21 protein-coding genes and 1 tRNA gene are annotated in these 22,847 nt (G+C 51.4%); 13 read left to right on the top strand and 9 right to left on the bottom strand.

Annotated features, from left to right (window positions below; all coding sequences use genetic code 11):
* Window positions 1–495 (bottom strand): peptidylprolyl isomerase B, encoded by a 495-nt coding sequence (gene ppiB / locus GHC22_RS17195; protein WP_003021875.1) that lies wholly within the window; start codon window positions 493–495, stop codon window positions 1–3.
* A 173-nt stretch (window positions 496–668) separates the two neighbouring features.
* Between ppiB and cysS the strand changes: the two genes are divergently transcribed.
* Window positions 669–2,054 (top strand): cysteine--tRNA ligase, encoded by a 1,386-nt coding sequence (gene cysS / locus GHC22_RS17190; RefSeq protein ID WP_153753617.1) that lies wholly within the window; start codon window positions 669–671, stop codon window positions 2,052–2,054.
* 77 nt (window positions 2,055–2,131) lie between these two features.
* Here the strand turns inward: cysS and GHC22_RS17185 are convergent, their stop codons facing one another.
* The 3 genes from GHC22_RS17185 to folD all read right to left on the bottom strand — a co-directional run bounded on the left by GHC22_RS17185 (window position 2,132) and on the right by folD (window position 3,862).
* On the bottom strand, window positions 2,132–2,656 hold the full coding sequence (locus GHC22_RS17185) for a metal-dependent hydrolase (RefSeq protein WP_153753615.1): 525 nt from the start codon (window positions 2,654–2,656) through the stop codon (window positions 2,132–2,134).
* A 125-nt stretch (window positions 2,657–2,781) separates the two neighbouring features.
* A complete protein-coding gene (gene ybcJ, locus GHC22_RS17180) occupies window positions 2,782–2,994 on the bottom strand; it encodes a ribosome-associated protein YbcJ (protein ID WP_003831111.1) in 213 nt (70 codons plus the stop codon).
* A 1-nt stretch (window position 2,995) separates the two neighbouring features.
* A complete protein-coding gene (gene folD, locus GHC22_RS17175; RefSeq protein ID WP_153753614.1) occupies window positions 2,996–3,862 on the bottom strand; it encodes a bifunctional methylenetetrahydrofolate dehydrogenase/methenyltetrahydrofolate cyclohydrolase FolD in 867 nt (288 codons plus the stop codon).
* Between the two features lie 575 nt (window positions 3,863–4,437).
* On the opposite strand from folD, the gene fimA reads away from it, so the two are divergent.
* The 6 genes from fimA (at window position 4,438) to sfmF (ending at window position 10,507) form a co-directional block, all read left to right on the top strand.
* Window positions 4,438–4,992 carry a type 1 fimbrial major subunit FimA gene (gene fimA, locus GHC22_RS17170; RefSeq protein ID WP_032934356.1) on the top strand — a complete coding sequence of 185 codons (555 nt, stop codon included), beginning with the start codon at window positions 4,438–4,440 and terminating at the stop codon, window positions 4,990–4,992.
* Between the two features lie 77 nt (window positions 4,993–5,069).
* Window positions 5,070–5,603: a type 1 fimbrial protein subunit FimI gene (fimI, locus tag GHC22_RS17165; RefSeq protein ID WP_048214759.1), complete on the top strand. Its 534-nt coding sequence runs from the start codon at window positions 5,070–5,072 to the stop codon at window positions 5,601–5,603.
* 41 nt (window positions 5,604–5,644) lie between these two features.
* Window positions 5,645–6,337, top strand: a complete 693-nt coding sequence (gene fimC / locus GHC22_RS17160; protein WP_008784004.1) for a type 1 fimbria chaperone FimC — start codon at window positions 5,645–5,647, stop codon at window positions 6,335–6,337.
* A gap of 7 nt (window positions 6,338–6,344) precedes the next feature.
* Complete coding sequence (locus tag GHC22_RS17155; RefSeq protein WP_153753612.1) at window positions 6,345–8,966, top strand: fimbrial biogenesis usher protein; 2,622 nt, start codon at window positions 6,345–6,347, stop codon at window positions 8,964–8,966.
* Window positions 8,967–8,970: 4 nt separating this feature from the next.
* Window positions 8,971–9,978 (top strand): type 1 fimbria D-mannose specific adhesin FimH, encoded by a 1,008-nt coding sequence (gene fimH / locus GHC22_RS17150; protein ID WP_153753610.1) that lies wholly within the window; start codon window positions 8,971–8,973, stop codon window positions 9,976–9,978.
* Between the two features lie 34 nt (window positions 9,979–10,012).
* Window positions 10,013–10,507 (top strand): fimbria assembly protein, encoded by a 495-nt coding sequence (gene sfmF, locus GHC22_RS17145; RefSeq protein ID WP_153753994.1) that lies wholly within the window; start codon window positions 10,013–10,015, stop codon window positions 10,505–10,507.
* 49 nt (window positions 10,508–10,556) lie between these two features.
* Here sfmF and fimZ read toward each other — a convergent pair whose 3' ends face one another.
* From fimZ to fimW, 3 genes are all read right to left on the bottom strand, one after another.
* The gene (fimZ, locus tag GHC22_RS17140; RefSeq protein WP_003831119.1) at window positions 10,557–11,189 is read right to left on the bottom strand and encodes a fimbria biosynthesis transcriptional regulator FimZ; all 633 of its coding nucleotides are present in this window, start codon (window positions 11,187–11,189) and stop codon (window positions 10,557–10,559) included.
* Window positions 11,190–11,775: 586 nt separating this feature from the next.
* On the bottom strand, window positions 11,776–12,498 hold the full coding sequence (locus GHC22_RS17135; RefSeq protein WP_100272813.1) for a fimbriae Y protein: 723 nt from the start codon (window positions 12,496–12,498) through the stop codon (window positions 11,776–11,778).
* 386 nt (window positions 12,499–12,884) lie between these two features.
* Window positions 12,885–13,478: a fimbria biosynthesis transcriptional regulator FimW gene (gene fimW, locus GHC22_RS17130; protein WP_008784010.1), complete on the bottom strand. Its 594-nt coding sequence runs from the start codon at window positions 13,476–13,478 to the stop codon at window positions 12,885–12,887.
* 34 nt (window positions 13,479–13,512) lie between these two features.
* Between fimW and GHC22_RS17125 the strand changes: the two genes are divergently transcribed.
* Together GHC22_RS17125 and GHC22_RS17120 are read left to right on the top strand one after the other, a co-directional pair.
* Entirely contained in the window at window positions 13,513–13,692 is a 180-nt protein-coding gene (locus tag GHC22_RS17125; RefSeq protein WP_048235938.1) for a hypothetical protein, read from the top strand.
* Window positions 13,693–13,731: 39 nt separating this feature from the next.
* Window positions 13,732–13,808: transfer RNA gene (locus GHC22_RS17120), tRNA-Arg, on the top strand.
* A 37-nt stretch (window positions 13,809–13,845) separates the two neighbouring features.
* Here the strand turns inward: GHC22_RS17120 and torS are convergent.
* On the bottom strand, window positions 13,846–16,611 hold the full coding sequence (gene torS, locus GHC22_RS17115; RefSeq protein ID WP_153753608.1) for a TMAO reductase system sensor histidine kinase/response regulator TorS: 2,766 nt from the start codon (window positions 16,609–16,611) through the stop codon (window positions 13,846–13,848).
* A gap of 82 nt (window positions 16,612–16,693) precedes the next feature.
* Between torS and torT the strand changes: the two genes are divergently transcribed.
* Window positions 16,694–17,725: a TMAO reductase system periplasmic protein TorT gene (gene torT / locus GHC22_RS17110; protein WP_153753606.1), complete on the top strand. Its 1,032-nt coding sequence runs from the start codon at window positions 16,694–16,696 to the stop codon at window positions 17,723–17,725.
* Here torT and torR read toward each other — a convergent pair.
* Window positions 17,698–18,390 carry a two-component system response regulator TorR gene (gene torR, locus GHC22_RS17105; RefSeq protein ID WP_020996565.1) on the bottom strand — a complete coding sequence of 231 codons (693 nt, stop codon included), beginning with the start codon at window positions 18,388–18,390 and terminating at the stop codon, window positions 17,698–17,700. The two genes, torT and torR, sit on opposite strands and share 28 nt — an antisense overlap.
* A gap of 131 nt (window positions 18,391–18,521) precedes the next feature.
* On the opposite strand from torR, the gene torC reads away from it, so the two are divergent.
* Genes torC through torD form a run of 3 tightly spaced genes read left to right on the top strand, consistent with a single transcriptional unit; the run spans window position 18,522 to window position 22,841 of the window.
* Complete coding sequence (gene torC / locus GHC22_RS17100) at window positions 18,522–19,700, top strand: pentaheme c-type cytochrome TorC (protein ID WP_003831126.1); 1,179 nt, start codon at window positions 18,522–18,524, stop codon at window positions 19,698–19,700.
* Complete coding sequence (gene torA / locus GHC22_RS17095) at window positions 19,690–22,230, top strand: trimethylamine-N-oxide reductase TorA (RefSeq protein WP_153753604.1); 2,541 nt, start codon at window positions 19,690–19,692, stop codon at window positions 22,228–22,230. Before torC ends, torA begins: the two co-directional genes overlap by 11 nt.
* Window positions 22,227–22,841: a molecular chaperone TorD gene (torD, locus tag GHC22_RS17090; RefSeq protein ID WP_020996563.1), complete on the top strand. Its 615-nt coding sequence runs from the start codon at window positions 22,227–22,229 to the stop codon at window positions 22,839–22,841. The genes torA and torD overlap by 4 nt, the downstream gene beginning before the upstream one ends.
* The last annotated feature ends 6 nt before the right edge of the window (window positions 22,842–22,847 follow it).

Below are 22,847 nucleotides of genomic sequence, written 5' to 3'. Positions count from 1 at the left end.
TTACTCGCTGACGGTCACGTTTTCGATGATAACGTCTTCTTTTGGCACATCCTGATGCATACCGCTGCGACCAGTGGAAACGCCTTTGATTTTATCAACCACGTCCATACCTTCAACAACTTCAGCGAACACGCAGTAACCCCAACCCTGCATGCTTTCGCCGGAGAAGTTCAGGAAGTCGTTGTCTGCAACGTTGATGAAGAACTGTGCGGTTGCGGAGTGCGGAGCCTGAGTACGCGCCATCGCCAGCGTACCACGGGTATTTTTCAGACCGTTGTTCGCTTCGTTTTTGATCGCTTCTTTCGTGGCTTTTTGCTTCATGCCTGGCTCGAAACCGCCGCCCTGGATCATGAAACCGTTAATAACACGGTGGAAAATGGTGTTGTTGTAAAAACCTTCGCGGCAGTAGTCCAGGAAGTTTTTAACTGTTTCAGGCGCTTTATCATCAAACGTTTTGATTACGATATCGCCGTGATTAGTGTGGAAAGTAACCATTTTTGCATCCTGTTCCGATAGATTGGTGCTTCGACCCCGTCAAGGGTCAGAGTTAGGGGTGTGTTATAGCATAACCGCAAGCTGCGATCACCTCGCAAAGTGTGCTGCTTCCGGTCTAAATTATGGGTATTATACAGACTTTGCTATCCACACACGTCTACACGGAATCTTCGATGTTAAAAATCTTTAATACACTGACGCGCCAAAAAGAGGAATTCAAACCTATTCATGCCGGGGAAGTCGGCATGTACGTGTGTGGTATTACCGTTTACGATCTCTGTCATATTGGCCACGGACGTACCTTCGTTTCTTTCGACGTCGTTGCGCGTTATCTGCGCTTCCTCGGCTATAAGCTGAAGTATGTGCGCAACATTACCGATATCGATGACAAAATCATCAAGCGCGCGAATGAAAACGGCGAAAGCTTTGTGGCGTTGGTCGACAGAATGATCGCGGAAATGCACAGCGATTTCGATGCGCTGAATATTCTGCGCCCGGATCTGGAGCCGCGTGCTACGCACCATATCGCTGAAATTATCGAAATCACTGAACAGCTGATTGCCAAAGGTCACGCTTACGTTGCTGATAACGGCGACGTGATGTTCGACGTGCCGACTGACCCGAACTACGGCCAGCTGTCGCGCCAGGATCTGGATCAGCTGCAGGCAGGCGCGCGCGTTGACGTGGTTGATGTGAAGCGCAACCCGATGGACTTCGTGCTGTGGAAAATGTCCAAAGAAGGCGAGCCGAGCTGGCCGTCTCCGTGGGGCGCGGGCCGTCCGGGCTGGCACATCGAATGTTCGGCGATGAACTGCAAACAGTTGGGCAACCATTTCGATATTCACGGCGGCGGTTCGGACCTGATGTTCCCGCACCATGAAAACGAAATCGCTCAGTCCACCTGTGCGCATGACGGTGAGTACGTTAATTACTGGATGCACTCAGGGATGGTGATGGTTGACCGCGAGAAAATGTCCAAATCGCTGGGCAACTTCTTTACCGTTCGTGACGTGCTGAAATACTACGATGCCGAAACCATCCGTTACTTCCTGATGTCCGGTCATTACCGTAGCCAGTTAAACTACAGCGAAGAGAACCTCAAGCAGGCGCGTTCTGCGCTGGAGCGTCTGTATACCGCGCTGCGTGGCACCGACAAATCCGTTGCGCCAGCCGGTGGCGAAGCCTTTGAAGCGCGCTTTATTGAAGCGATGGACGATGACTTCAACACCCCGGAAGCCTACTCCGTACTTTTTGATATGGCACGTGAGGTTAACCGTCTGAAGGGTGAAGATATGGCGGCGGCTAACGGCATGTCTGCGCATCTGCGTAAGCTTTCCAGCGTACTGGGCCTGCTGGAACAGGATCCAGAAGCGTTCCTGCAAAGTGGTGCGCAGGCGGATGACGGTGAAGTTGCTGAAATTGAAGCGTTAATCCAACAGCGTCTGGATGCCCGTAAGGCGAAAGACTGGGCGGCAGCTGACGCCGCGCGTGACCGTCTCAACGAGATGGGCATCGTGCTGGAAGACGGCCCGCAGGGTACCACCTGGCGTCGTAAGTAACTCTGTAATGCCCGGTGGCGCTTACGCTTACCGGGCCGTGTAGGCCGGATAAGACGCAGCGCGTCGCATCCGGCAGATTAATATTTCCGATACCACCACAGCACACCCATCATTACGATTCCCGGCAGCCATACCCACATCAACTCCGACATGATCACCTGGTGCCCGTATGGCGTGGCGTAGCGTGATAGCGCAAACGGCGCGACTTTAATCACCTGCCAAGGCGCGAAAAAGCGTTCATCCGACCACGGCCACAGCCAGCCGACGCCTTTGCCGCCGGTGGTGACAGAATCCAGCAGACTGTGCGACAGCAGTGAAACCGTCAGGAATAGCCAGCAGCGAATCAATCCCGCCTTAAACCATCGTCGGCCAATCAAGACGCAGAGCAGCGGTACCACGAAGGCGAACAGCAGTGAGTGGGTAAAACCCCGGTGACCAAACACATTGCCGTAGGCGACGCCGAACTTAATTGACAACACGTCGGCATCTGGCAGCATGGCCAGAACGACGCCAGCAAACAGTAATCGTGGGGGGATGACTTTAAGTCCGAGACCTAACCCTAAACAGAGCGGAACGGCCGCGTGGGTAACGATAGTGGGCATGATGATCGCTTCGTGAGGAAAAACAACATGCTATCAGTTCACTGTGAAGTGGGTATGAAGTCATTATCTGAAAACGAGAGGGGGAAGTGGCCGGATACGGTGTTAACCTCATCCGGCACTTAGGGTCACGCCACGACGTTAATGCTGTGGCCTTCAAAGCTGACGGTCTGTCCGGCAACGATTTTGCAGCGTTTACGCGTTTCAACAACGCCATCGACCTTCACTAACCCTTCACCAATAGCAATTTTTGCCTGGGCGCCGCTTTCGCTCCAGCCTTCCAGCTTCAGCAAATCGCAGAGTTCAACGTGTGGGTGTTTACCCAGTGAAAATGTGGCCATCTTAAACGTCCTTTACATCATGATATTCAACACACGCCTGCAGCGTGTTTTCGATAAGTGTGGCGACCGTCATTGGGCCTACGCCGCCGGGGACCGGCGTGATATATGACGCTCGTGCGGCCGCATCGTCAAAGACCACATCGCCAACAACCTTACCATTCTCCAGACGGTTGATGCCGACATCAATCACAATTGCACCTTCTTTGATCCACTCACCAGGAATAAAGCCCGGTTTACCGACGGCAACAATCAGCAGGTCAGCATTTTCTACGTGGCGGCGCAGATCTCTAGTGAATCGGTGGGTGACGGTGGTGGTGCAGCCCGCCAGCAGTAGCTCCATACTCATTGGGCGACCGACAATATTCGAGGCACCAATGACCACGGCATTCAGACCGTAGGTATCGATGTTGTAACGCTCAAGCAGGGTAACGATACCGCGCGGAGTACATGGGCGCAGACGCGGCGCGCGCTGGCACAGGCGACCGACGTTATACGGGTGGAAACCGTCAACGTCTTTATCCGGTGCAATACGTTCCAGCACTTTCACGTTGTCGATACCCGCCGGCAACGGCAGTTGTACCAGGATACCGTCGATGGTGGTATCTGCATTGAGCGTATCGATCAGCTCAAGAAGCTCCGCCTCGCTGGTGGTTTCAGGCAGGTCATAGGAGCGGGAGACAAACCCCACTTCGTCACAGGCTTTGCGTTTACTCGCAACATAAATCTGCGAAGCCGGGTTGCTACCTACCAGCACAACAGCCAGGCCTGGGGCGCGTAATCCAGCCGCTAAACGCGCCTGAACTTTTTGAGCAACCTCAGAGCGCACCTGCTGCGCAATCGTTTTACCGTCAATAATCTTTGCTGCCATCAGAGAGAGAATTCCGTCTGTTACGTTAAACCGAAGGGGATGTCACTATTTTGTCAGAAGCGGGGCGTGCTGTCAGTTTTCGTTTGCGTTTTTACGTGCGATAACGGGTGTCATGGTCAGAGAATGGGAGCAGCACAGAGGCTGAAGTCCCCCGGGTAATTAATGAGCATGCGAATTAAAATTAACGTGAATGAAACAATTCATCACCCTGGTGTTTTCAGGGGTAATGCGCCATAAACCAGTCTGTTACGTACCTTTATGGGAGCATTTAAGTAATATTCACCCAGATTTTTCTTAGGTCCCAATAAGAATTGGCCAGGGTCAATAAAAGGATTTGCAGGTATTTTTCATTAATTGAAATGTTTAATTTAACCCTGTGACGAATAGTCATATTCGCGAAGATTAATTAGTGAATCAAATACTCAGGAGAGTTGGGGTAAAAGGTTAGCTAATTCTCTTGCGATATATATCTTTACAGGATGCAGAGATAATTAGCCTGACATTTAATGTCGATAATGATTCAAACGGATCCCGCAGGACGCCGGAGCCGGATGTGTGTATTTCAAGGGAAATCCATGAAACGTAAATTAATGACCTCTTCTGTTATTGCCAGCCTGATGTTAGTTGCAGGTGCAGCGGTTGCAGCCGATCCGGTAAGCGTTAGCGGCGGTACTGTGCATTTTGAAGGTGAACTGGTCAATGCAGCCTGTGCAGTCAGTACTCAGTCATCCGATCAGGTTGTCACCTTAGGCCAGTATCGTACCGCCAGTTTTACCGCAGTTGGCGATACAACGGCGCAAATTCCGTTCTCAATCGTGCTAAACGACTGTGACCCGAAAGTTGCCGCAACCGCAGCCGTGGCTTTCTCTGGTCAATCCGATATTACCAACAACAACCTGCTGGCTGTCACTTCTGCAGATAACGGTACTACTGCCAGCGGTGTCGGGATTGAAATCCTGGACAATACGTCCACCGCGCTGAAGCCGGATGGAGCCACCTTCTCTACAGCTCAGGCGCTGGTAGAAGGGACCAACACCCTGCGTTTCTCTGCGCGTTACAAAGCCACAGCCACCAGCGCTACGCCGGGTCAGGCAAATGCCGACGCGACGTTCATTATGAAGTACGAATAAGCCGTTCTGATTTGCGCAAGGATGACGTTCGCCTCACTGGATGAGGCAATTTCCGGGGATGATGAAGGATGCGGCAGATGATAGGGAAAGGCGTGGCGCTGGCGGGAATGCTGTGCGTACTGCCTGTGTTTGCACATACGGTAATACTGGAAAGTGGCCGCCTTCACTTACGGGGGCAGCTCGTCAATGGTGCCTGTACGGTCGCTACCGACAGCCAAAATTTGCGGGTGCAAATGGGGCAGTATCGCACTAATGCTTTCTCCGGGACGGGAAGCTTTGCCTCTACCAGCGTGCCGTTTTCACTGCGCTTAACGTCATGCAGCTCCGATGTTTATGACCACGTAGGGATTGCGTTTGCAGGTGTGACACCAGCAGAAGATCCGCAGGTTTTTCTTGCTAGTGGTGATGCGTCTGCGGCTTCGGGGATCGGTCTGGCGTTATTTGATGAGCGTCAACAGCAAATTATTCCGAATGCGCTGCCACTTCATTATGCGCCGATTATAACGCAAGAGATGACGTTTCATTTCACTGCTCGTTATCGGGCTGTCTCGGAAAATATAACGCCGGGAACGCTTCGTTCAGACGTGTGGTTTACGTTGGTTTATCCCTGATTTATTTCCCAACGATAATCACACCAAAGGTATTTGTAGCTATGTTTAATTATCTAAAATCAGGTTTTATCCTTTTACTGGCCTTATTTTCTGCTGCCAGTGTTCAGGCTGCCGGCGGTATTGCATTAGGCGCTACCCGCGTTATTTATCCAGCTGATGCCAAACAAACGTCCCTGTCTATTAGCAATAGTGATACCAAAGAACGTTACCTGGTCAATTCATGGATCGAGAATAGCGCAGGCGTTAAAGAAAAATCGTTTGTGGTTACGCCTCCGCTGTTCGTCAGCGAACCCAAAAGCGAAAACACGCTGCGTATCATCTATGCAGGTGTTCCGCTGCCCAAAGACCGTGAATCGCTGTTCTGGATGAATGTGAAAGCCATTCCGTCAGTCAATAAAAACAGCCTTGAGGGTAAAAACGTTCTGCAACTGGCGATTCTGTCCCGCATCAAGCTTTTTGTCCGTCCGAATAATCTGCCGCAAATTCCGGAAGATGCGCCCGGGATGCTGAAATTTTCCCGTACCGGCAACCACCTGAAAATCAATAATCCGTCAGCGTATTACGTCACCTTGGTCAATCTCAACGTGGGGAAAACGAAGGTTGATAACGTGATGGTCGCGCCGAAAAGTGATGCGCAGGTACTGCTACCAACGGGCGTTCAGGGCAACGTCACGTTCCAGACGGTCAATGATTATGGCGCCGTGACTCCGGCCCAAACGGTTAGCGTGCGTTGAGATAACGATGAATAAGACAACGTATTTTCCTGGCCTGTTACCGGGGGTTACGCCACCGCTGGCGGGGGTGGCGTTGTCCACGCTGGCGGCGCTCTTTCCCTCTTTAAGCCATGGGGAAAGCTATTTTAATCCGGCCTTTTTATCTGCGGATACGGCGACCGTGGCGGATTTATCACGTTTTGAAAAAGGCAATCATCAGCCTGAAGGTGTTTATCGTGTGGATATCTGGCGCAACGATGAGTTTGTTGCTACTCAGGATATTCGTTTTACGAGCAGTGCGGGAAAAGCCGGGGAGAAGTCTGGTGGGTTGATGCCGTGTTTTGGACTCGACTGGGTGAAGCGCCTTGGCGTCAATATCACCGCATTTCCGGCACTCAGTAAGGATCCGAACGATACCTGCATCAATCTACCTGAGGCGATTCCAGGCAGTGAGATTGCATTTGATTTTTCTACCCTGCGCTTAAACGTCAGCCTGCCGCAGGCGTCAATGTTAAACAGCGCGCGTGGCTATATTCCGCCGGAGGAGTGGGATGAAGGGATCCCGGCTGCGCTGGTCAACTACAGCTTTACCGGCAGCCGCGGCAGTGACACTGACAGCTATTTCTTAAGTATGCTCAGTGGCCTGAACTATGGCCCCTGGCGCTTGAGAAATAACGGCGCATGGAGCTATTCCAAAGGTGACGGATACCACTCACAAAGCTGGAAAAATATCGGTACATGGCTTCAGCGCGCGATTATCCCGCTGAAGGGTGAACTGGTGATGGGCGACAGCAACACCGGCAACGACGTTTTTGACAGCGTCGGGTTTCGCGGGGCGCGGCTCTATTCCTCAGACAGTATGTATCCCGACAGCTTACAAGGCTACGCGCCTACCGTTCGCGGTATTGCGCGTACCGCAGCGAAACTGACCATTCGTCAGAATGGCTATGTGATTTATCAAAGCTATGTTTCACCAGGCGCTTTTTCGATAACCGATCTCAACCCGACGTCATCCAGCGGTGACCTTGAGGTGACGGTGGACGAAAAGGACGGCAGCCAGCAGCGCTATACGGTGCCGTACTCCACGGTTCCCTTGTTACAACGAGAAGGGCGTTTCAAATACGACGTGGTTGCCGGGGATTTTCGCAGCGGCAATAGCCAGCAATCTTCACCGTTCTTTTTCCAGGGAACATTAATTGCCGGGTTACCAGAAGGCTATACCGCTTATGGCGGTACGCAGCTGGCCTCACGTTACACCGCGGTAGTTTTAGGCACCGGCCGAAACCTGGGGGACTGGGGGGCGGTTTCTGTGGATTTAACCCATGCGCGCAGTCAGCTGGCGGATGACAGTACGCACCAGGGGCAGTCTTTGCGTTTTCTGTATGCAAAATCGCTGAACAACTTTGGTACAAACTTCCAGCTGTTGGGATATCGCTACTCAACGCGCGGCTTCTATACCCTCGACGATGTCGCGTATCGCAGCATGGAAGGGTATGAGTATGAATACGACAGCGAAGGCAATCGCCACGACGTGCCCGATGTGAAGAGTTACCACAACCTGAGTTACAGCAAAAAGGGCCGCTTCCAGATTAACATTTCGCAGAACCTGGGAGACTACGGCTCGCTGTATGTTTCGGGGAGTCAGCAAACGTACTGGAATACCTCAGACACCAATACCTGGTATCAGGTGGGCTATGCCAGCGGCTGGCAGGGAATTAGCTATTCACTCTCCTGGTCGTGGAATGAATCGGTAGGCATCTCCGACACCGACCGTATTCTGGCATTCAATATGTCAGTGCCGTTCAGCCTGCTAAGCGGACGGCGCTACTCGCGTGATAACGCGCTCGATCGCACCTACGCCACTTTTAATGCCAACCGCAACAGCAACGGACAAAACAGCTGGCAGAGCGGGATCGGCGGTACGTTACTGGATGGACGCAACCTGAGCTACAGCGTGAATCAGGGGCACAGCAGCACCAACGGTTACAGCGGAAACGCCAGCGCCAACTGGCAGGCGGCTTATGGCACGCTGGGTGTGGGATACAACTACGATCGCGATCAACATGACTATAACTGGCAGCTCTCCGGCGGCGTGGTGGGGCATGCGGACGGTATTACGCTCAGTCAGCCGCTGGGGGACACCAATGTGCTGGTTAAAGCACCTGGCGTGCAGGGTGTGCGGATAGAAAACCAGACCGGCGTGCAAACCGACTGGCGCGGATACGCGGTGATGCCGTATGCCACCGTTTATCGCTATAACCGCGTCGCGTTAGATACCAATTCAATGAACAACAATACCGATGTGGAAAATAACGTTAGCAGCGTCGTGCCAACGCAAGGAGCATTGGTGCGAGCGGCGTTTGATACACGTATCGGTGTGCGGGCGCTGATAACTGCGAAATATGCAGGTAAACCTGTGCCATTTGGATCCGTTGTGCGTGAAAACACCAGCGGCGTGACCAGTATGGTGGGCGAAGACGGGCAAATCTACCTGAGCGGCTTACCGCTAAAAGGCGAATTGCTGATCCAATGGGGGGAAAGCGCTAACGCTCGCTGCGTGGCGCACTATGCCTTGCCTGAGGAGAGTCTGAAACAGGCGGTGACGCTCACGAACGTGACGTGCGAATCTCCAACGGCACGACAGGAATAATACGATGAAACGACAAACAGGTTTGTTACTGGGAAGCGCTTTACTGCTGATGGCTCATTCGTCCTGGGCGACGGTCTGCCAAAACTCGAATGGCACACCAACGGATGTTTTTTACGATCTGTCTAACGTCTTTAACAGCAGCAACAACCAGCCAGGACAGGTGGTGACATTACCGGAAAAATCAGGATGGATTGGCGTTAATGCTACCTGTCCGGCCGGGACGACGGTGAATTACACCTATCGAAGCTACGTTACGGAACTCCCTGTGCAAAGTACAGAAAATGGTTTTCAGTACCTGAAACTCAATGACTACCTGCTGGGAGCCATGAGCATCACCGACAGCTACGCCGGGTTGTTTTATCCTCCGCGCAATTATATCCGTATGGGCGTTGACTCGAACGTTTCGCAGCAGAAGCCTTTTGGCGTACAGGATTCAAACCTGGTGTTTAAACTCAAAGTGATCCGCTCGTTTATTAACATGGTGCCGATCCCTCGGCAGACGATGTTCAGAGTCTACGTTACCACCAGTACCGGAGATGCGTTAAGCACACCGGTTTACACCATCAGTTACAGCGGCAAGGTGGAGGTTCCACAAAACTGCGAGGTGAATGCCGGGCAGATTGTCGAGTTTGATTTTGGTGATATTGGTGCATCGTTGTTTAGCAAGGCGGGGGCAGGAAACCGGCCCGAAGGCATTAATCCGCAGACCAAAACGGTGGCGATAAAATGCACCAACGTCGCTGCACAGGCCTACTTAACCATGCGTGTAGAGGCCGAGAAAGCCAGCGGGCAAATGATGGTATCGGACAATCCTGACTTAGGATTTATTGTCGCCGACAAAACCGGTAGACCGCTGACGCCCAATAATCTGTCCAGCACTATCCCGTTTCAATTGGATGATAACGCCGCTGCAAGCGTGGGTATTCGGTCATGGCCGGTCAGCGTGACGGGGAATAAACCTACCGAAGGGCCTTTTACTGCCCGTGGCTATCTGCGAGTAGATTATGACTAACAAGCAAACGCCAACTGTATGGGCACTTCTGGTGATGCTGCCCATACTGACATTCAGCTCGTTGTGCCATGCGTCCTCGTCGCTGGGTGAAATCAATATTGAACTGCGCGGAAACGTGGTGGACTTTACCTGTGCGGTGATTGCCAGTGACAGCAATAAGTCGGTTGAATTGGGCACCTGGCCGACAAAACAGTTACAGACCAGCGGGGATACTACCCAACCAGTCGCGTTTACGCTGAAGCTGGAAGGCTGCCCGCCGGGCTCCGCATCGATAACGTTTTCTGGTACTCCGGCCCCCGGCACGACGTTGCTGGCGCTCGACGATGTGGTGATGGCGCAAAAGGTGGCGATCGAACTGCATGACAGCGACCGTACGCGATTACCGCTCGAGCAGGCCAGCCAAACCGTAGGGATTGATGAAAGCGGCAATGCCACGCTGACCTTTTTCGCCAACTATATCGCGTTAGCAGGTGGGGTTCAGCCTGGCCTCGCCAGGGCCGATGCCACATTTATGATTAACTATAACTAATCAATGCGCGGATAAAACGCTCCCGAACGAAGTCTCGCCGGGAGTGCAATTACATTAATTCATGCATTTTTGCGTAATCGATCAGCTCAACGATAGTGTGCAAGCCGAGTTTGGCGTAGATGTTAGCTTTGTGAGCACTAATCGTTTTATTGCTGAGTAACAGCTGCTCAGCAATTTCCTTATTAGAGAGGCCATTTGCCAGATAACGCAAAACCGTAACTTCGCGATTAGAGAGCGGCATGTCATTCAATACACCTTTTTTCATATTTATATTGTTAATGAAGTTAAGGGTGTCTGAAGGGAAAAAAGAATATCCCGATAAAATCATTTTTACCGCATTGTAGATATCATTCAAATCCTTTCGTTTACTGACAAAACCATTTGCACCGGCCCGGATAGCACGCCCGGCATAAAAAGACTCCGATTTGGAGGAGAGAAACAACACCCGAGTATTCTCCTGCAGAGACTTTATTCTCTTGAGTAATGTAAATCCATCTGAACCAGGTAGTTCAATATCCAGAATGACAAGATCGACAGGGTAAGTGCGCAGGTGCTCTATTGCCGTACGGCTGTCATCGGTCTTCAACACAACCTGGATATTACTGTTTTTTTCAAGTAGTACTTCTATCGACATTCTGACAATAGGGTGTTCGTCCATAATGATAACGGATGCTGGTTTCATTGTTGTATGCCTCAAACTGTATGCGTATCTTGATAATTTTATAAAACATCAGGCGTTATAATATTGTCAAATAGCCAAGGGTTGTTCTGAGGGAGAGTCGAATAAATATTATTTCATCCTTGTTTATTCGGTTGCTCTTCTACAGAACAATGAATTTGTGGAAAATCCATTTCACACTGGGAAAACTAACAATTAATCAGAAAACTATGGGGATTATACCTGCTCTGTTCTTTCGGAAAAGGCTTACAACATTCAGGTTGTTAATGTCAGTTAGGATGTTCTAAAAGATCCAGATGTGTTAATGACTATTGGCATTATTTTACTGCTGTTTGAATTATGGCAGACTGAAAAAAATTTTTAAATGGTAAAAACAATACAATAAACTAATTGTTTAGGATTTGTTAAGGTGGGAATGACGCTATTTGTGCTGATATGCACAGAACCAGTATGGTTTACTGGGGTGGTGGAAGTTAGCATAATACCAGGAATAGTTGTAAATATTAAATAGTTGTGAAATTTAGATCTTTTATCTCATATAAAAATAAGTAATTTCCTAAAAAATCTTATGGCACATAGGGTTAGGGTGTTAAATTAAATGAGCAGAGGTAACGCTGAGGCGATGTATCAGGTGCAAAAAACGCTGCCGGTTTGCTAAGCCCAGACGCGCAATCAGCTGGTTCAAGCGATAGATGATACGGTGGTAGGGGCGAGCTTGTAACAAAGCAATCTCTTTTAAGGAGTTACCTTGTAAGAGTAATTCCACCATCTCCCAATCGAGCTGGTTTATGTGCCTGGAGTGAATATAGTTAAGGACTGGCGACAATAAAGCGCGGCGCATCTCCGGGAGGCGCAGGCTACGTGACAAGATATAAAATGGACCGGACAGAGAAATAAAAGGGATTAGGTCTTCATCGTGGCGGGAAAGCAATATGAAGATTTGGATGTTATTCCGCGGTTTAATTAGCTGGCGCAGATACTCCAGAACATCAAAATAAGAGATTGTTAAACCTTCCATATCAACCACTAACTGACTAATTACCGACGATCGCAGGCTGACTTTGGCCGATTCAATGGTCTGGAAGATTGCGGTACGTGCTCCTGAAAATAAATGTCGACCCAGCGCATAGGCCAGATAGTAATCTGTCGTAATAATCGCCTGAGATATAGTGTCACTCGGTAATGTGTATTCGAGTTTTTGCGTCAGATACTCAAGTTGGTCAAATACCTGTGATGTGTAGTGAGGATATTGCCAGGTACAGTTTGTGTTTCGTATACGGCGAAGTCGATCCCGGCGTTTTGCGCTGTGCATCCTTTTCCATTCCATTTCTGTTGCGGCAGGTCTGGATAAATTGCCGACTATAAACATCCCTGACCCAAATTTTCTCCAGCATAAAGGCGAGTTTCCTTGTGCTGTTGGGTTTCAATGCTTCAGCAATCATCAGACTGGCAATTGCGTATCCCATCAGAATAATCTGCCGGAAGTTTTCTGATGTCTTACTCAATGCCCAAAAAGTCGTTTTATCCAGTTCAACCTCTCTATGGGATTAGATAAAATATTACCGGGTGTGTCTTTCTGTTACCCCGGAAATAGTAAGCCAAGATTATTCTGGCAGCATGGAGATAGGTACAGTAGGTGCCGATACTTAATTGGTGATGAGATTTTTCTCAATAAAAAACCAGGCAGAGAGATGCCACCTAATTTTGTAGAAAGTTCAGATGCGCCCGGATGTATCTTAAGAATTGCTGATCGTTTTTCACATGCAGCTTTTTCATAATGCTGCGACGGGTGGCTTTGGCCTGAATTTCGCTTACCGAGAGTAAGTGAGCTGTTTCGGCTAAGGTATAGCCGCTGGCGAGAAACATTAAGAACTGACGTTCTTCGATAGAAAAGTTGCGAGTGGTGCAGTAATGGCAGATAGTTGCGGGCACGTTGTTGCGCAGCGCACGTTTTTGCAGGATGAGGACTAATTTTTTAGTCATTTCCTCAACGTCATCTTCCCGATAGATCAGTGGCAACATGTACAGGCAGGGCCGGAACATCAGCTTATCTTTATCGTTTCTGTTGCAGATGACAACCCGGTGTTGGCGGCGGGTATGGACCGGAATCTGATAGCAATCGGCGCTGAGCCAATCTTCATCCAGGGAAATAAACGCGATGTCAGCGCGATCGATATCCTCGACAGGCAAAAAGCAAATCTCCTGATGCCACTGGTTTGCCAAATGGGAGATGATAATTTTTAGTCCATGTTCGAAGTGACTGTTTTCTTCCTTGATGGCGATACTTAACATTAAAGAGTTCCTGAACCGCTGGAGGGGTAAGGGAATGTTAAGCAAAATCATAAATATTCTAAATACATGTATCCCTAAATCTGGCGTTTCGTGGGCTGAGTTGTTACCAGGCGATTTCCTGGATACCCTTGAACCAGCAGAAAAAATCAACATTCGTTCACTTCGCCAGCAACTGAAACAAAAGGCATTGACTCAGCAGGCGCTGACCGTATAATTCACGCGTTTCATCTGCATGAAGTAATCACTTCGCAATGCGCCCTTAGCTCAGTTGGATAGAGCAACGGCCTTCTAAGCCGTAGGTCGTAGGTTCGAATCCTACAGGGCGTACCATTCAAAATCAGTCCCTATGCTCAGCTTCAACGTACCGTTACGCGCGGGACGGTTTTTCTTTTTCCAGCCAACGTTCTACCTCATAAAGACTTTGTTGGATCTCCTCTCTGAGTGAAAAATCACCCAACGGCTGCTGTTCAAGTGCTGCACACATCGTGCTGGCTGAGCGCATTCCCATGCTGGCGCAGCTGCTTTTTAGCTGATGCGTCAGACGTTTTATCCGCTCGTCGTCATGTGCTGCGCGGGCAGCGTCAATCTCATCTAATACAGGAAGAGTGTGTTGCTTAAAGAGCGCTAACCATTCGTGCACCTTTTGCCATCCCATAACCTGGATATCTCCAGACAACTGCTGAAAATCTAACCGTTTGTTGTCATTTTCTGATGCAAGCGGGAGAGTCGCACTACCGTGCAGATAATGCGTAATAAGTCGACTGAGTTCATCCCGGGGGACTGGTTTTTGAATAATGCCGAGGAACAGGGTGCTGGTTCTTTGGCTTAGCGTTTCGTCGATGACGTGCGCGCTAAAGCCGATCAGGCTAAGTGCCGGATAGTCGTGGGCTAACTGCTGCGCCAGCGTGATCCCGTCGATATCAGGAAGATCGAAATCAACCAGAGCAGCATCGTAGCGTGTATCTTCCTGCAATATTTTTAGCGCCTCAGCGGCGCTGCTGGCAGCAGTAACCTGTGCGCCATTGAGGATGAGCATTTCAGTACTGATACGTTGTGTAAGAGGATTATCCTCGATAAGCAATAAGCGTAAGCCCTGTAACGATATGGAGCGTTGTGCGGGTTTCATGATGGGCATCGTGGTTGCCCGCAATGGCAGACGCAGCTGGAAACAACTCCCGACGCCGGGCGTGCTGGTGACGCTCAGCTCTCCCTGCATTGCCTGAGCGAGACTGGCGCTGATGGTTAGTCCGAGTCCGGTTCCACCTCGTTTACTGCTTACCTGAACAAACGGCTGAAAAATATCGTGCTGGCGGGCAGGGTCAATACCACATCCCGTATCTTCAACCTCGATGTACCAGTTTTTGCCCTCACATCGGCTACGCAGGATGATGTGTCCCCGATCGGTAAAGCGTAGTGCGTTGTTTAATAAATTAGTAATGATTTGCCGAATGCGGCGCGGATCGCCACGCAGGGAAGCGGGAACGTCATCGGCAAAATCCGCAACCAGCACGACCGGGCGACCAGCAACGCGGCTGTTCATGAGTTGAAGCGTACTTTCCAGCAAGGGTTTGGGTTCAAAAGGCTCATCGCCTATTGCCACATTTTTTCCACCGGCTTCGATGGCGGAATAGTCCAGAATATCGTTGAGGATGGTCAGCAAAGACTCGCCCGAATCGGTGATTGCGCGTAGATTTTCCCGATGCTGTGCCAGGGAGGGATTGTCTGAGAGCAACTGCGCAGTGCCGAGGATACCATACAGTGGGGTGCGTATTTCATGGCTCATGGCGGCAAGAAACGCCGATTTTGCCTGGTTAGCTTTTTCAGCTTCTGCACGGGCCTGTCGGTGTTCAGATACCATAGAACGCAGCTCGGCGGTGCGAGCTTTAACCTGTGCGGCCAGATGTTCGCGATGGCTATTGAGGGCGTGAACACTGCCGCGAAAGGCATCCATCAACCGCCCGATGGTATCCAGTTCACGAACGCCTGCGGTTTCCGGGAATGGGGAGTCAATATCCCCCTCCAGCAGACGCTGTAACGCCTGGGTTTGCTGTGCCAGTGGTCGAGTGACTGAGCGATAAACCACACGCCAAAGTATAAGAATCAGCAAACATAATGACACGCCACTTAACAGCAGCAGCAAGTGTTGCCCGCGCTGGCTGGCCTGTTTGAGATGCGCCAGTCCACTTTGATTACGCTGGCCGATGGTTTCCACCAACTGGCTGACTTCGCTACTGAAACGGGTAAATTGCTCGATATTATTCTGCGATAAGATCTGCAATTGGGTCGTGATGTCATTATCCTGGCGATACAGGGACAGCAGCTCAACATATTGGCTAATCGTATTGACGGTGTTGGCCACCTGAGTGCGCACCACGGGATCTTCAATACGTATTTGTCGGCGCTGAAGTACTCTGACGGCGGCATTCAACTGGTTTTCCAGCGCAGCCAGGTTATTCTGCGCCTGGTTATTCCCCAGGTTCATGACCATTTGCTGCACGCGTAGCGCACTCAGGCGCAGTTCATTCATCTGGTTATAATATTCCAGATCGATATCGATGAGCCTGTCCAGCGCGTGTTCAGCGGCCTGTCCCTGATGGCTCTCAATCAAATCATAAATGCTGGCCTGTGTCGCACCCGCCGACGTGGCGGCATTACTGGCCTGACCGCGTGCCATTTCGGCAACGTCAGCGGTGGCCTCAGTAATTTGCTGGCTGAGTTGTTGCTGTTGAGCGCGTAATTTCAGGCGTTCGCCAACCATCTCCCCCTGGTGGCTTAACGACCGGGCGATTTCTTTCTCCTGCTGTTCAATGGCAGAAGTATCAAAGCCCTGTTCTCGAAGGGTTCTGAGTAATGTGGTTATTTTCAGGCTCTGGGCGGTTAGCATTCTCCCCTGAGCCAGCCACATATTTTCATTGTCTGCGGTGGTCAGATTTTGTGCGGAAAACAGTTCCCAGGCACTGGCCTCGCTGAGCTGGCGCGCCATATCCATGGTTGGAATTAGCGCCTGGGTATTGGCCTGCTCAACCTGGCTGACAAAACGCAGGTTATACCAGCCTGTCAGCGTACTGATGAGAGTCAGTGCCGCCATCAGCGCAAAGCCTATCCACAGTCGTTTGGTCAGAGATAAATTCACTGTCTGGTCGCCACAGATTAAAAAGGTTGAGTCCAAAAGAGGAAAGCAACTAGGATAAAGCCTTATCAATGTTGAGGCTATCATGCGCGTATTGGTTTTCCTGTTAATCATGCTTTTTCCCGGTTTGAGTTATGCGGCCGGGTCCGCATTGCTGCGCTGGCAGGATACGCAGCAGGCAGTCCCGGAACTGCAATCGGACGTTACTGCAAACAAAGTCTGGAAACTGTGCGCACTGTATCCCAGCCTGAAAGACTCCTATTGGCTTTCCGTGAATTACGGCATGCTTGAGGCGGCGAGAAAATACGGGGTAAGTCTGAAGGTGTTAGAGGCGGGAGGGTATCGTCAGTTCTCCACGCAAAAAACACAAATCGCCCAGTGCCAGCAATGGGGAGCAGATGCCATATTGCTGGGTAGCAGCACGACGACCTTCCCGGATCTTTCCGCGCAGGTAGGCGCGTTGCCGGTCATTGAGGTAGTGAATGCGATACACGATCCGACGGTGAAAGCACGGGTCGGCGTTCCGTGGTTCCAGATGGGGTACCAGCCGGGCCGCTATCTGGTCAAGTGGAGCGGCGGCAAACCGTTAAAGGTTCTGCTATTGCCAGGACCTGATGACGCCGGAGGCAGCCGCGAAATGGTGGCAGGATTCCGTCAGGCGATTGCCGGTAGTCAGGTGAACATCGTGGATGTGGCGTTGGGGGATAATGATATTGAAGTTCAGCGCAACCTGTTGCAGGAGATGCTTGAGCGTCACCCGGATGTCGATGTGGTTGCCGGTACGGCAATTGCTGCGGAAGCGGCGATGGGAGAGAAGCGGAATCCGGGGACGCCGCTCACCGTGGTCTCTTTTTACCTGTCGCATCAGGTATATCGCGGACTTAAACGCGAAAGAATCATTATGGCTGCCAGCGATCAGATGGTCTGGCAAGGTGAACTGGCGATTCAACAGGCGATCAGGGTACTACAAGGGCAACCGGTACCGGAAAATATCAGTCCGCCGATCCTGGTGCTCACCCCGAAAAATGCCGACAGCCAGCATGTTCAACGCTCGCTGTCTCCTGGCGGGTTCCGTCCGGTTTATCTGTATCAGTACACGTCGGCCGCTAAAAAATAACCTTCGCCGTGCTGCGTCACCAGTAAATCAGCCCGTAGCTTGTGGCGCAAACGGCGGATCAGTACATCTACGGTGCGTAAGTCTGGATTGTCTACCCGTCGTGCCGAAAGCATACGCAGTAAACGTTCGCGGCTGAGAATTTCCCCCGGATTGGTGACAAAGGCGACCAGCATTTCATACTCGGCGCGGGTGAGTTTGATCGTCTCATCGCCCAGCTCCAGGGTATGCCGGGAGACATTCAGACAGTATCCGGCAAACTGATAGCAGTTATCTTTGGTCTCCGGCTGTGCCTGGCGGGCAAGATCGATACGCCAGAGCAAATTTTTAACCCGAACCACCAGTTCACGTAGCTCCAGTGGCTTGGTGACATAATCATCAGCGCCCATTTCCAGGCCAACGATCCGGTCAATTTGATCGCTACGACCTGTCACCAGAATGATCCCCACCGTTGAGCGTTCGCGCAGGGCGCGGGTCAGCATTAAGCCATTTTCGTCCGGGAGGTTGATATCCAACAGAATGAGATCGACAGGATGTTGTGACATGATTTCACGCAGACCAGCTCCGCTGGCGGTGACAGAGACATGATAACCTTCCTGTTCAAAATATGCCTGTAACCTCGCCTGGGTGACGGGTTCATCTTCAACAATGACAATGTGATGCGGCATTTTGATGGCGTTCTCTTTCTGTTCATATCTGTTCACATTGTGCCGTAAGCCATTCATCCTGACCAGTGTTGCTGTTCACATTTGAGAAATAAGATCCTCTGTAACTAAACCATAATATTACAGGGGCTATTATGCGGAAACTATGGAGGGCGCTGCTCAGACCGAGCGCACGTTGGTCAGTGTTGGCGCTGGTCGTTATCGGGATTGTGGTCGGTATTGCGCTGATCGTCTTGCCGCACGTTGGTATTAAATTAACCAGTTCTACCGAGTTTTGCGTGAGCTGCCACAGTATGCAGCCGGTTTACGAAGAATATAAACAGTCTGCGCATTTTCAGAATGCCTCCGGGGTGCGCGCAGAATGTCATGACTGCCACATTCCATCCGATATTCCAGGCATGGTGAAACGTAAGCTGGAGGCCAGCAACGATATTTACCAAACCTTTGTTGCCCACTCTATTGATACTCCAGAGAAATTCGAAGCCAAACGCGCTGAGCTGGCGGAGCGCGAATGGGCGCGAATGAAGGAGAACAACTCCGCGACCTGTCGTTCTTGTCATGACTATGATGCGATGGACCACGCGAAACAACATCCTGAAGCTGCGCGCCAGATGAAGATTGCGGCCAAGGACAACCAATCCTGTATCGACTGCCATAAAGGTATTGCACACCAGCTTCCCGATATGAGCAGCGGTTTCCGCAAGCAGTTTGATGAGTTACGCGCCAGGGCGAACGACGATGGCGAGACGCTCTACTCTCTGGACATCAAACCTATTTATGCCGCCAAAGGTGATAAAGAACCTGCAGGCTCACTGCTGCCCGCTTCTGAAGTGAAAGTGTTAAAGCGTGATGGTGACTGGCTGCAAATTGAAATTGTGGGCTGGACCGAGAGTAATGGGCGTCAGCGCGTGTTGGCGCAACTGCCGGGCAAGCGCATTTTTGTGGCTTCCATTCGTGGCGACATCCAGCAGCACGTGAAGACGCTGGAGCAAACCACCGTTGCGGAAACGAATACGCCATGGAGTAAATTGCAGGCCACTGCCTGGATGCAGAAGGGCGATATGGTTAACGATATCAAACCTATCTGGGCTTATGCCGACTCGCTCTATAACGGAACCTGTAACCAATGCCACGGTGCACCAGAGAAAGAACACTTTGATGCTAACGGTTGGATTGGCACGTTGAACGGCATGATTGGATTTACCAGTCTGGATAAACGTGAAGAACGTACCTTGCTGAAATATTTGCAGATGAATGCCTCTGACACTACGGATAAGCCGCATGGCGATAAGGGAGAAAGCAATGAAAAATAACGATCTCTTTCAGGCATCGCGCCGACGTTTTTTGCTGCAACTGGGCGGCTTGACCGTAGCTGGTATGTTAGGGCCTTCGCTGCTCACGCCGCGTAACGCTAATGCCGCAGAGGTGCAGGGGGCAGGCGTCAAAGAGGGGATTCTGACCGGTTCTCACTGGGGGGCCATTCGTGCCACCGTGGTTGACGGTCGTTTCATTGAAGCCAGGCCGTTCGAGCGCGATAAATACCCGTCAAAAATGATCGCCGGACTCCCGGATCACGTACACGGTGGAGCGCGTATTCGCTACCCGATGGTCCGCGTGGACTGGTTGCGTAAACGCCATCAGAGCGATACCTCGCAACGTGGAGATAACCGCTTTGTGCGCGTTTCGTGGGATGAAGCGCTGGATTTCTTCTATCAGGAGCTGGAACGCATTCAGAATACTTATGGTCCGAGCGCGCTGCTAACGGCCAGCGGCTGGCAATCGACCGGGATGTTCCACAATGCTTCCGGGATGCTGGCACGTGCCATTGCGCTGCATGGCAACAGCGTGAGTACGGGGGGCGACTATTCCACCGGTGCCGCTCAGGTCATTCTGCCGCGCGTGGTGGGTTCAATGGAGGTATATGAACAGCAGACCTCCTGGCCACTGGTACTCGAAAACAGCAAAACCATTGTGCTGTGGGGTTCTGACCTCATCAAAAACCAGCAGGCGAACTGGTGGTGCCCGGATCATGATGTCTACGAATACTACGAGCAACTGAAGGATAAAGTGGCTCGGGGCGAGATTTCGGTCATCAGCGTTGACCCGGTCGTCACCTCGACTCATGACTACCTGGGCCGCGACAAGGTTAAGCACATCGCCGTAAACCCGCAGGCTGATGTGCCACTACAGCTGGCGCTGGCACACACGCTGTATACCGAGAAGCTCTACGATAAGCATTTCCTCGAGAACTACTGCGTTGGGTTTGAGCAATTTCTGCCTTATCTGCTGGGAGAAAGTGACGGACAGCCTAAAGATGCTCAGTGGGCGGAAAAAATCTGCGGGATTGATGCTGAGGCAATCCGTGAACTGGCTCGGCAGATGGCGGGGGGCAGAACGCAAATTATTGCTGGCTGGTGCGTGCAGCGTATGCAGCATGGGGAACAGTGGGCGTGGATGATCGTAGTGCTAGCCTCAATGCTTGGGCAAATTGGCTTACCCGGGGGGGGGTTTGGCTTTGGCTGGCATTACAACGGCGCGGGCACCCCAGGTCGTAAAGGCGTTATCCTGAGCGGATTTTCTGGTTCTACCACCGTTCCACCGGTACATGACAGAACCGATTATAAGGGCTACAGCAGTACCATTCCGATCGCGCGTTTTATCGATGCGATTCTGGAGCCGGGCAAGAGCATTAACTGGAACGGTAAAACCGTCAAGCTGCCACCGTTGAAGATGTGCGTTTTTGCCGGGACCAACCCTTTCCATCGTCACCAGCAGATCAACCGTATTATTGAGGGCTGGCGTAAGCTGGAAACCGTTATCGCCATCGACAATCAGTGGACCTCGACCTGTCGATTCGCCGATATCGTATTGCCGGCGACGACCCAGTTTGAACGTAACGATCTCGACCAATATGGCAACCACTCCAACCGCGGCATTATCGCTATGAAGCAGCTGGTGCAGCCGCAGTTTGAAGCGCGTAATGATTTCGATATTTTCCGCGATCTTTGCCGCCGCTTTAATCGTGAAGAAGCCTTCACCGAAGGGCTGGATGAGATGGGTTGGTTAAAACGGATCTGGCAGGAAGGTAGCCAGCAGGGGAAAGGGCGCGGCGTCCATCTCCCGGCTTTCGACGTTTTCTGGAATCAGCAGGAGTACGTTGAATTCGAACATCCGCAGATGTTTGTCCGTCATCAGGCCTTCCGCGAAGATCCCGACCTTGAGCCTCTGGGGACGCCGAGCGGTTTGATCGAGATCTATTCGAAAACTATTGCCGATATGCAATATGACGATTGTCAGGGGCATCCAATGTGGTTTGAGAAAATCGAACGTTCACACGGTGGGCCTGGATCGCAACGTTGGCCGCTGCATCTGCAATCCGTCCACCCGGATTTCCGTCTGCATTCACAGCTCTGCGAGTCCGAAGCGCTGCGCAAGCATTACGCGGTAGGTGGCAAAGAGCCGGTGTTTATTAACCCGCAGGATGCCAGCGCCAGGGGGATCCGCAACGGCGATATAGTTCGTGTATTTAACGCGCGTGGACAAGTGCTGGCCGGCGCGGTTGTCTCCGATCTCTACTCGCCGGGCGTGGCGCGCATCCATGAAGGTGCCTGGTACGATCCTGATAACGGTGGAGAAATCGGAGCGCTGTGTAAATACGGCAATCCGAACGTGTTAACCCTAGATATCGGTACGTCTCAGCTGGCGCAGGCGACCAGTGCGCATACTACGCTGGTGGAAATTGAGAAATATACCGGTAAGGTGGATAACGTGACGGCGTTCAGCGGCCCGATAAAAATGGTGGCGCAGTGCGAATATGTCCCGGCGGAGAAGGTGACGTCATGATGAAACACACCTCCCTGACGACAGAACAGATGGCCTGTGTTTATGCATGGTTGGCGCAAATGTTTTCCCGGGAGCGTGACGGTGAGGGATTAGCGCAATTGCAGTCCAGCGAAATGACTGAGTGGTTCACCGTACTCAAAGGTGAACCGTCGCTTGAGGCGGATGTTCTTTTGCTGGAAGCGAAAATTGCCGCGCTCAAGGTACGTGAAGACGCTACCCTGGAACTGGCGGCTGATTTTTGCAGCCTGTTCCTGATGTCGGATAAACACGCCGCGTTACCCTATGCGTCGGCTCATCTTGAAGAAGGGCCAAACTACGGGGTCATTAAACAACTGTTATCTGATGCGGGCATGCAGGTAAGCGATACGTTTAGCGAATCAGCCGATCATCTGGCGATTTTTATCGAACTGCTGAGCCATCTGCATTTTTCTCTTGGTGAGCCAGGGGTTAGCCGTCAGCGTATTGATGCGTTGCGCAGAGAAACGCTGGCGGGGCTGTTACGCTGGTTACCGGAGTTCACCGCTAAATGCCGCCGATATGATGACTTTGGTTTCTACGGTGCGTTGAGCCAGCTGCTGCTGGCATTTGTCAGGCTGGATCATCAGAACTGAGTGATG

It is taken from the genome of Citrobacter sp. H12-3-2 (genome assembly GCF_009649895.1).
GTDB lineage: Bacteria > Pseudomonadota > Gammaproteobacteria > Enterobacterales > Enterobacteriaceae > Citrobacter > Citrobacter portucalensis.
Note: the sequence above shows the minus strand (reverse complement) of the source record. Positions and strands in the feature narration are given on the sequence as shown.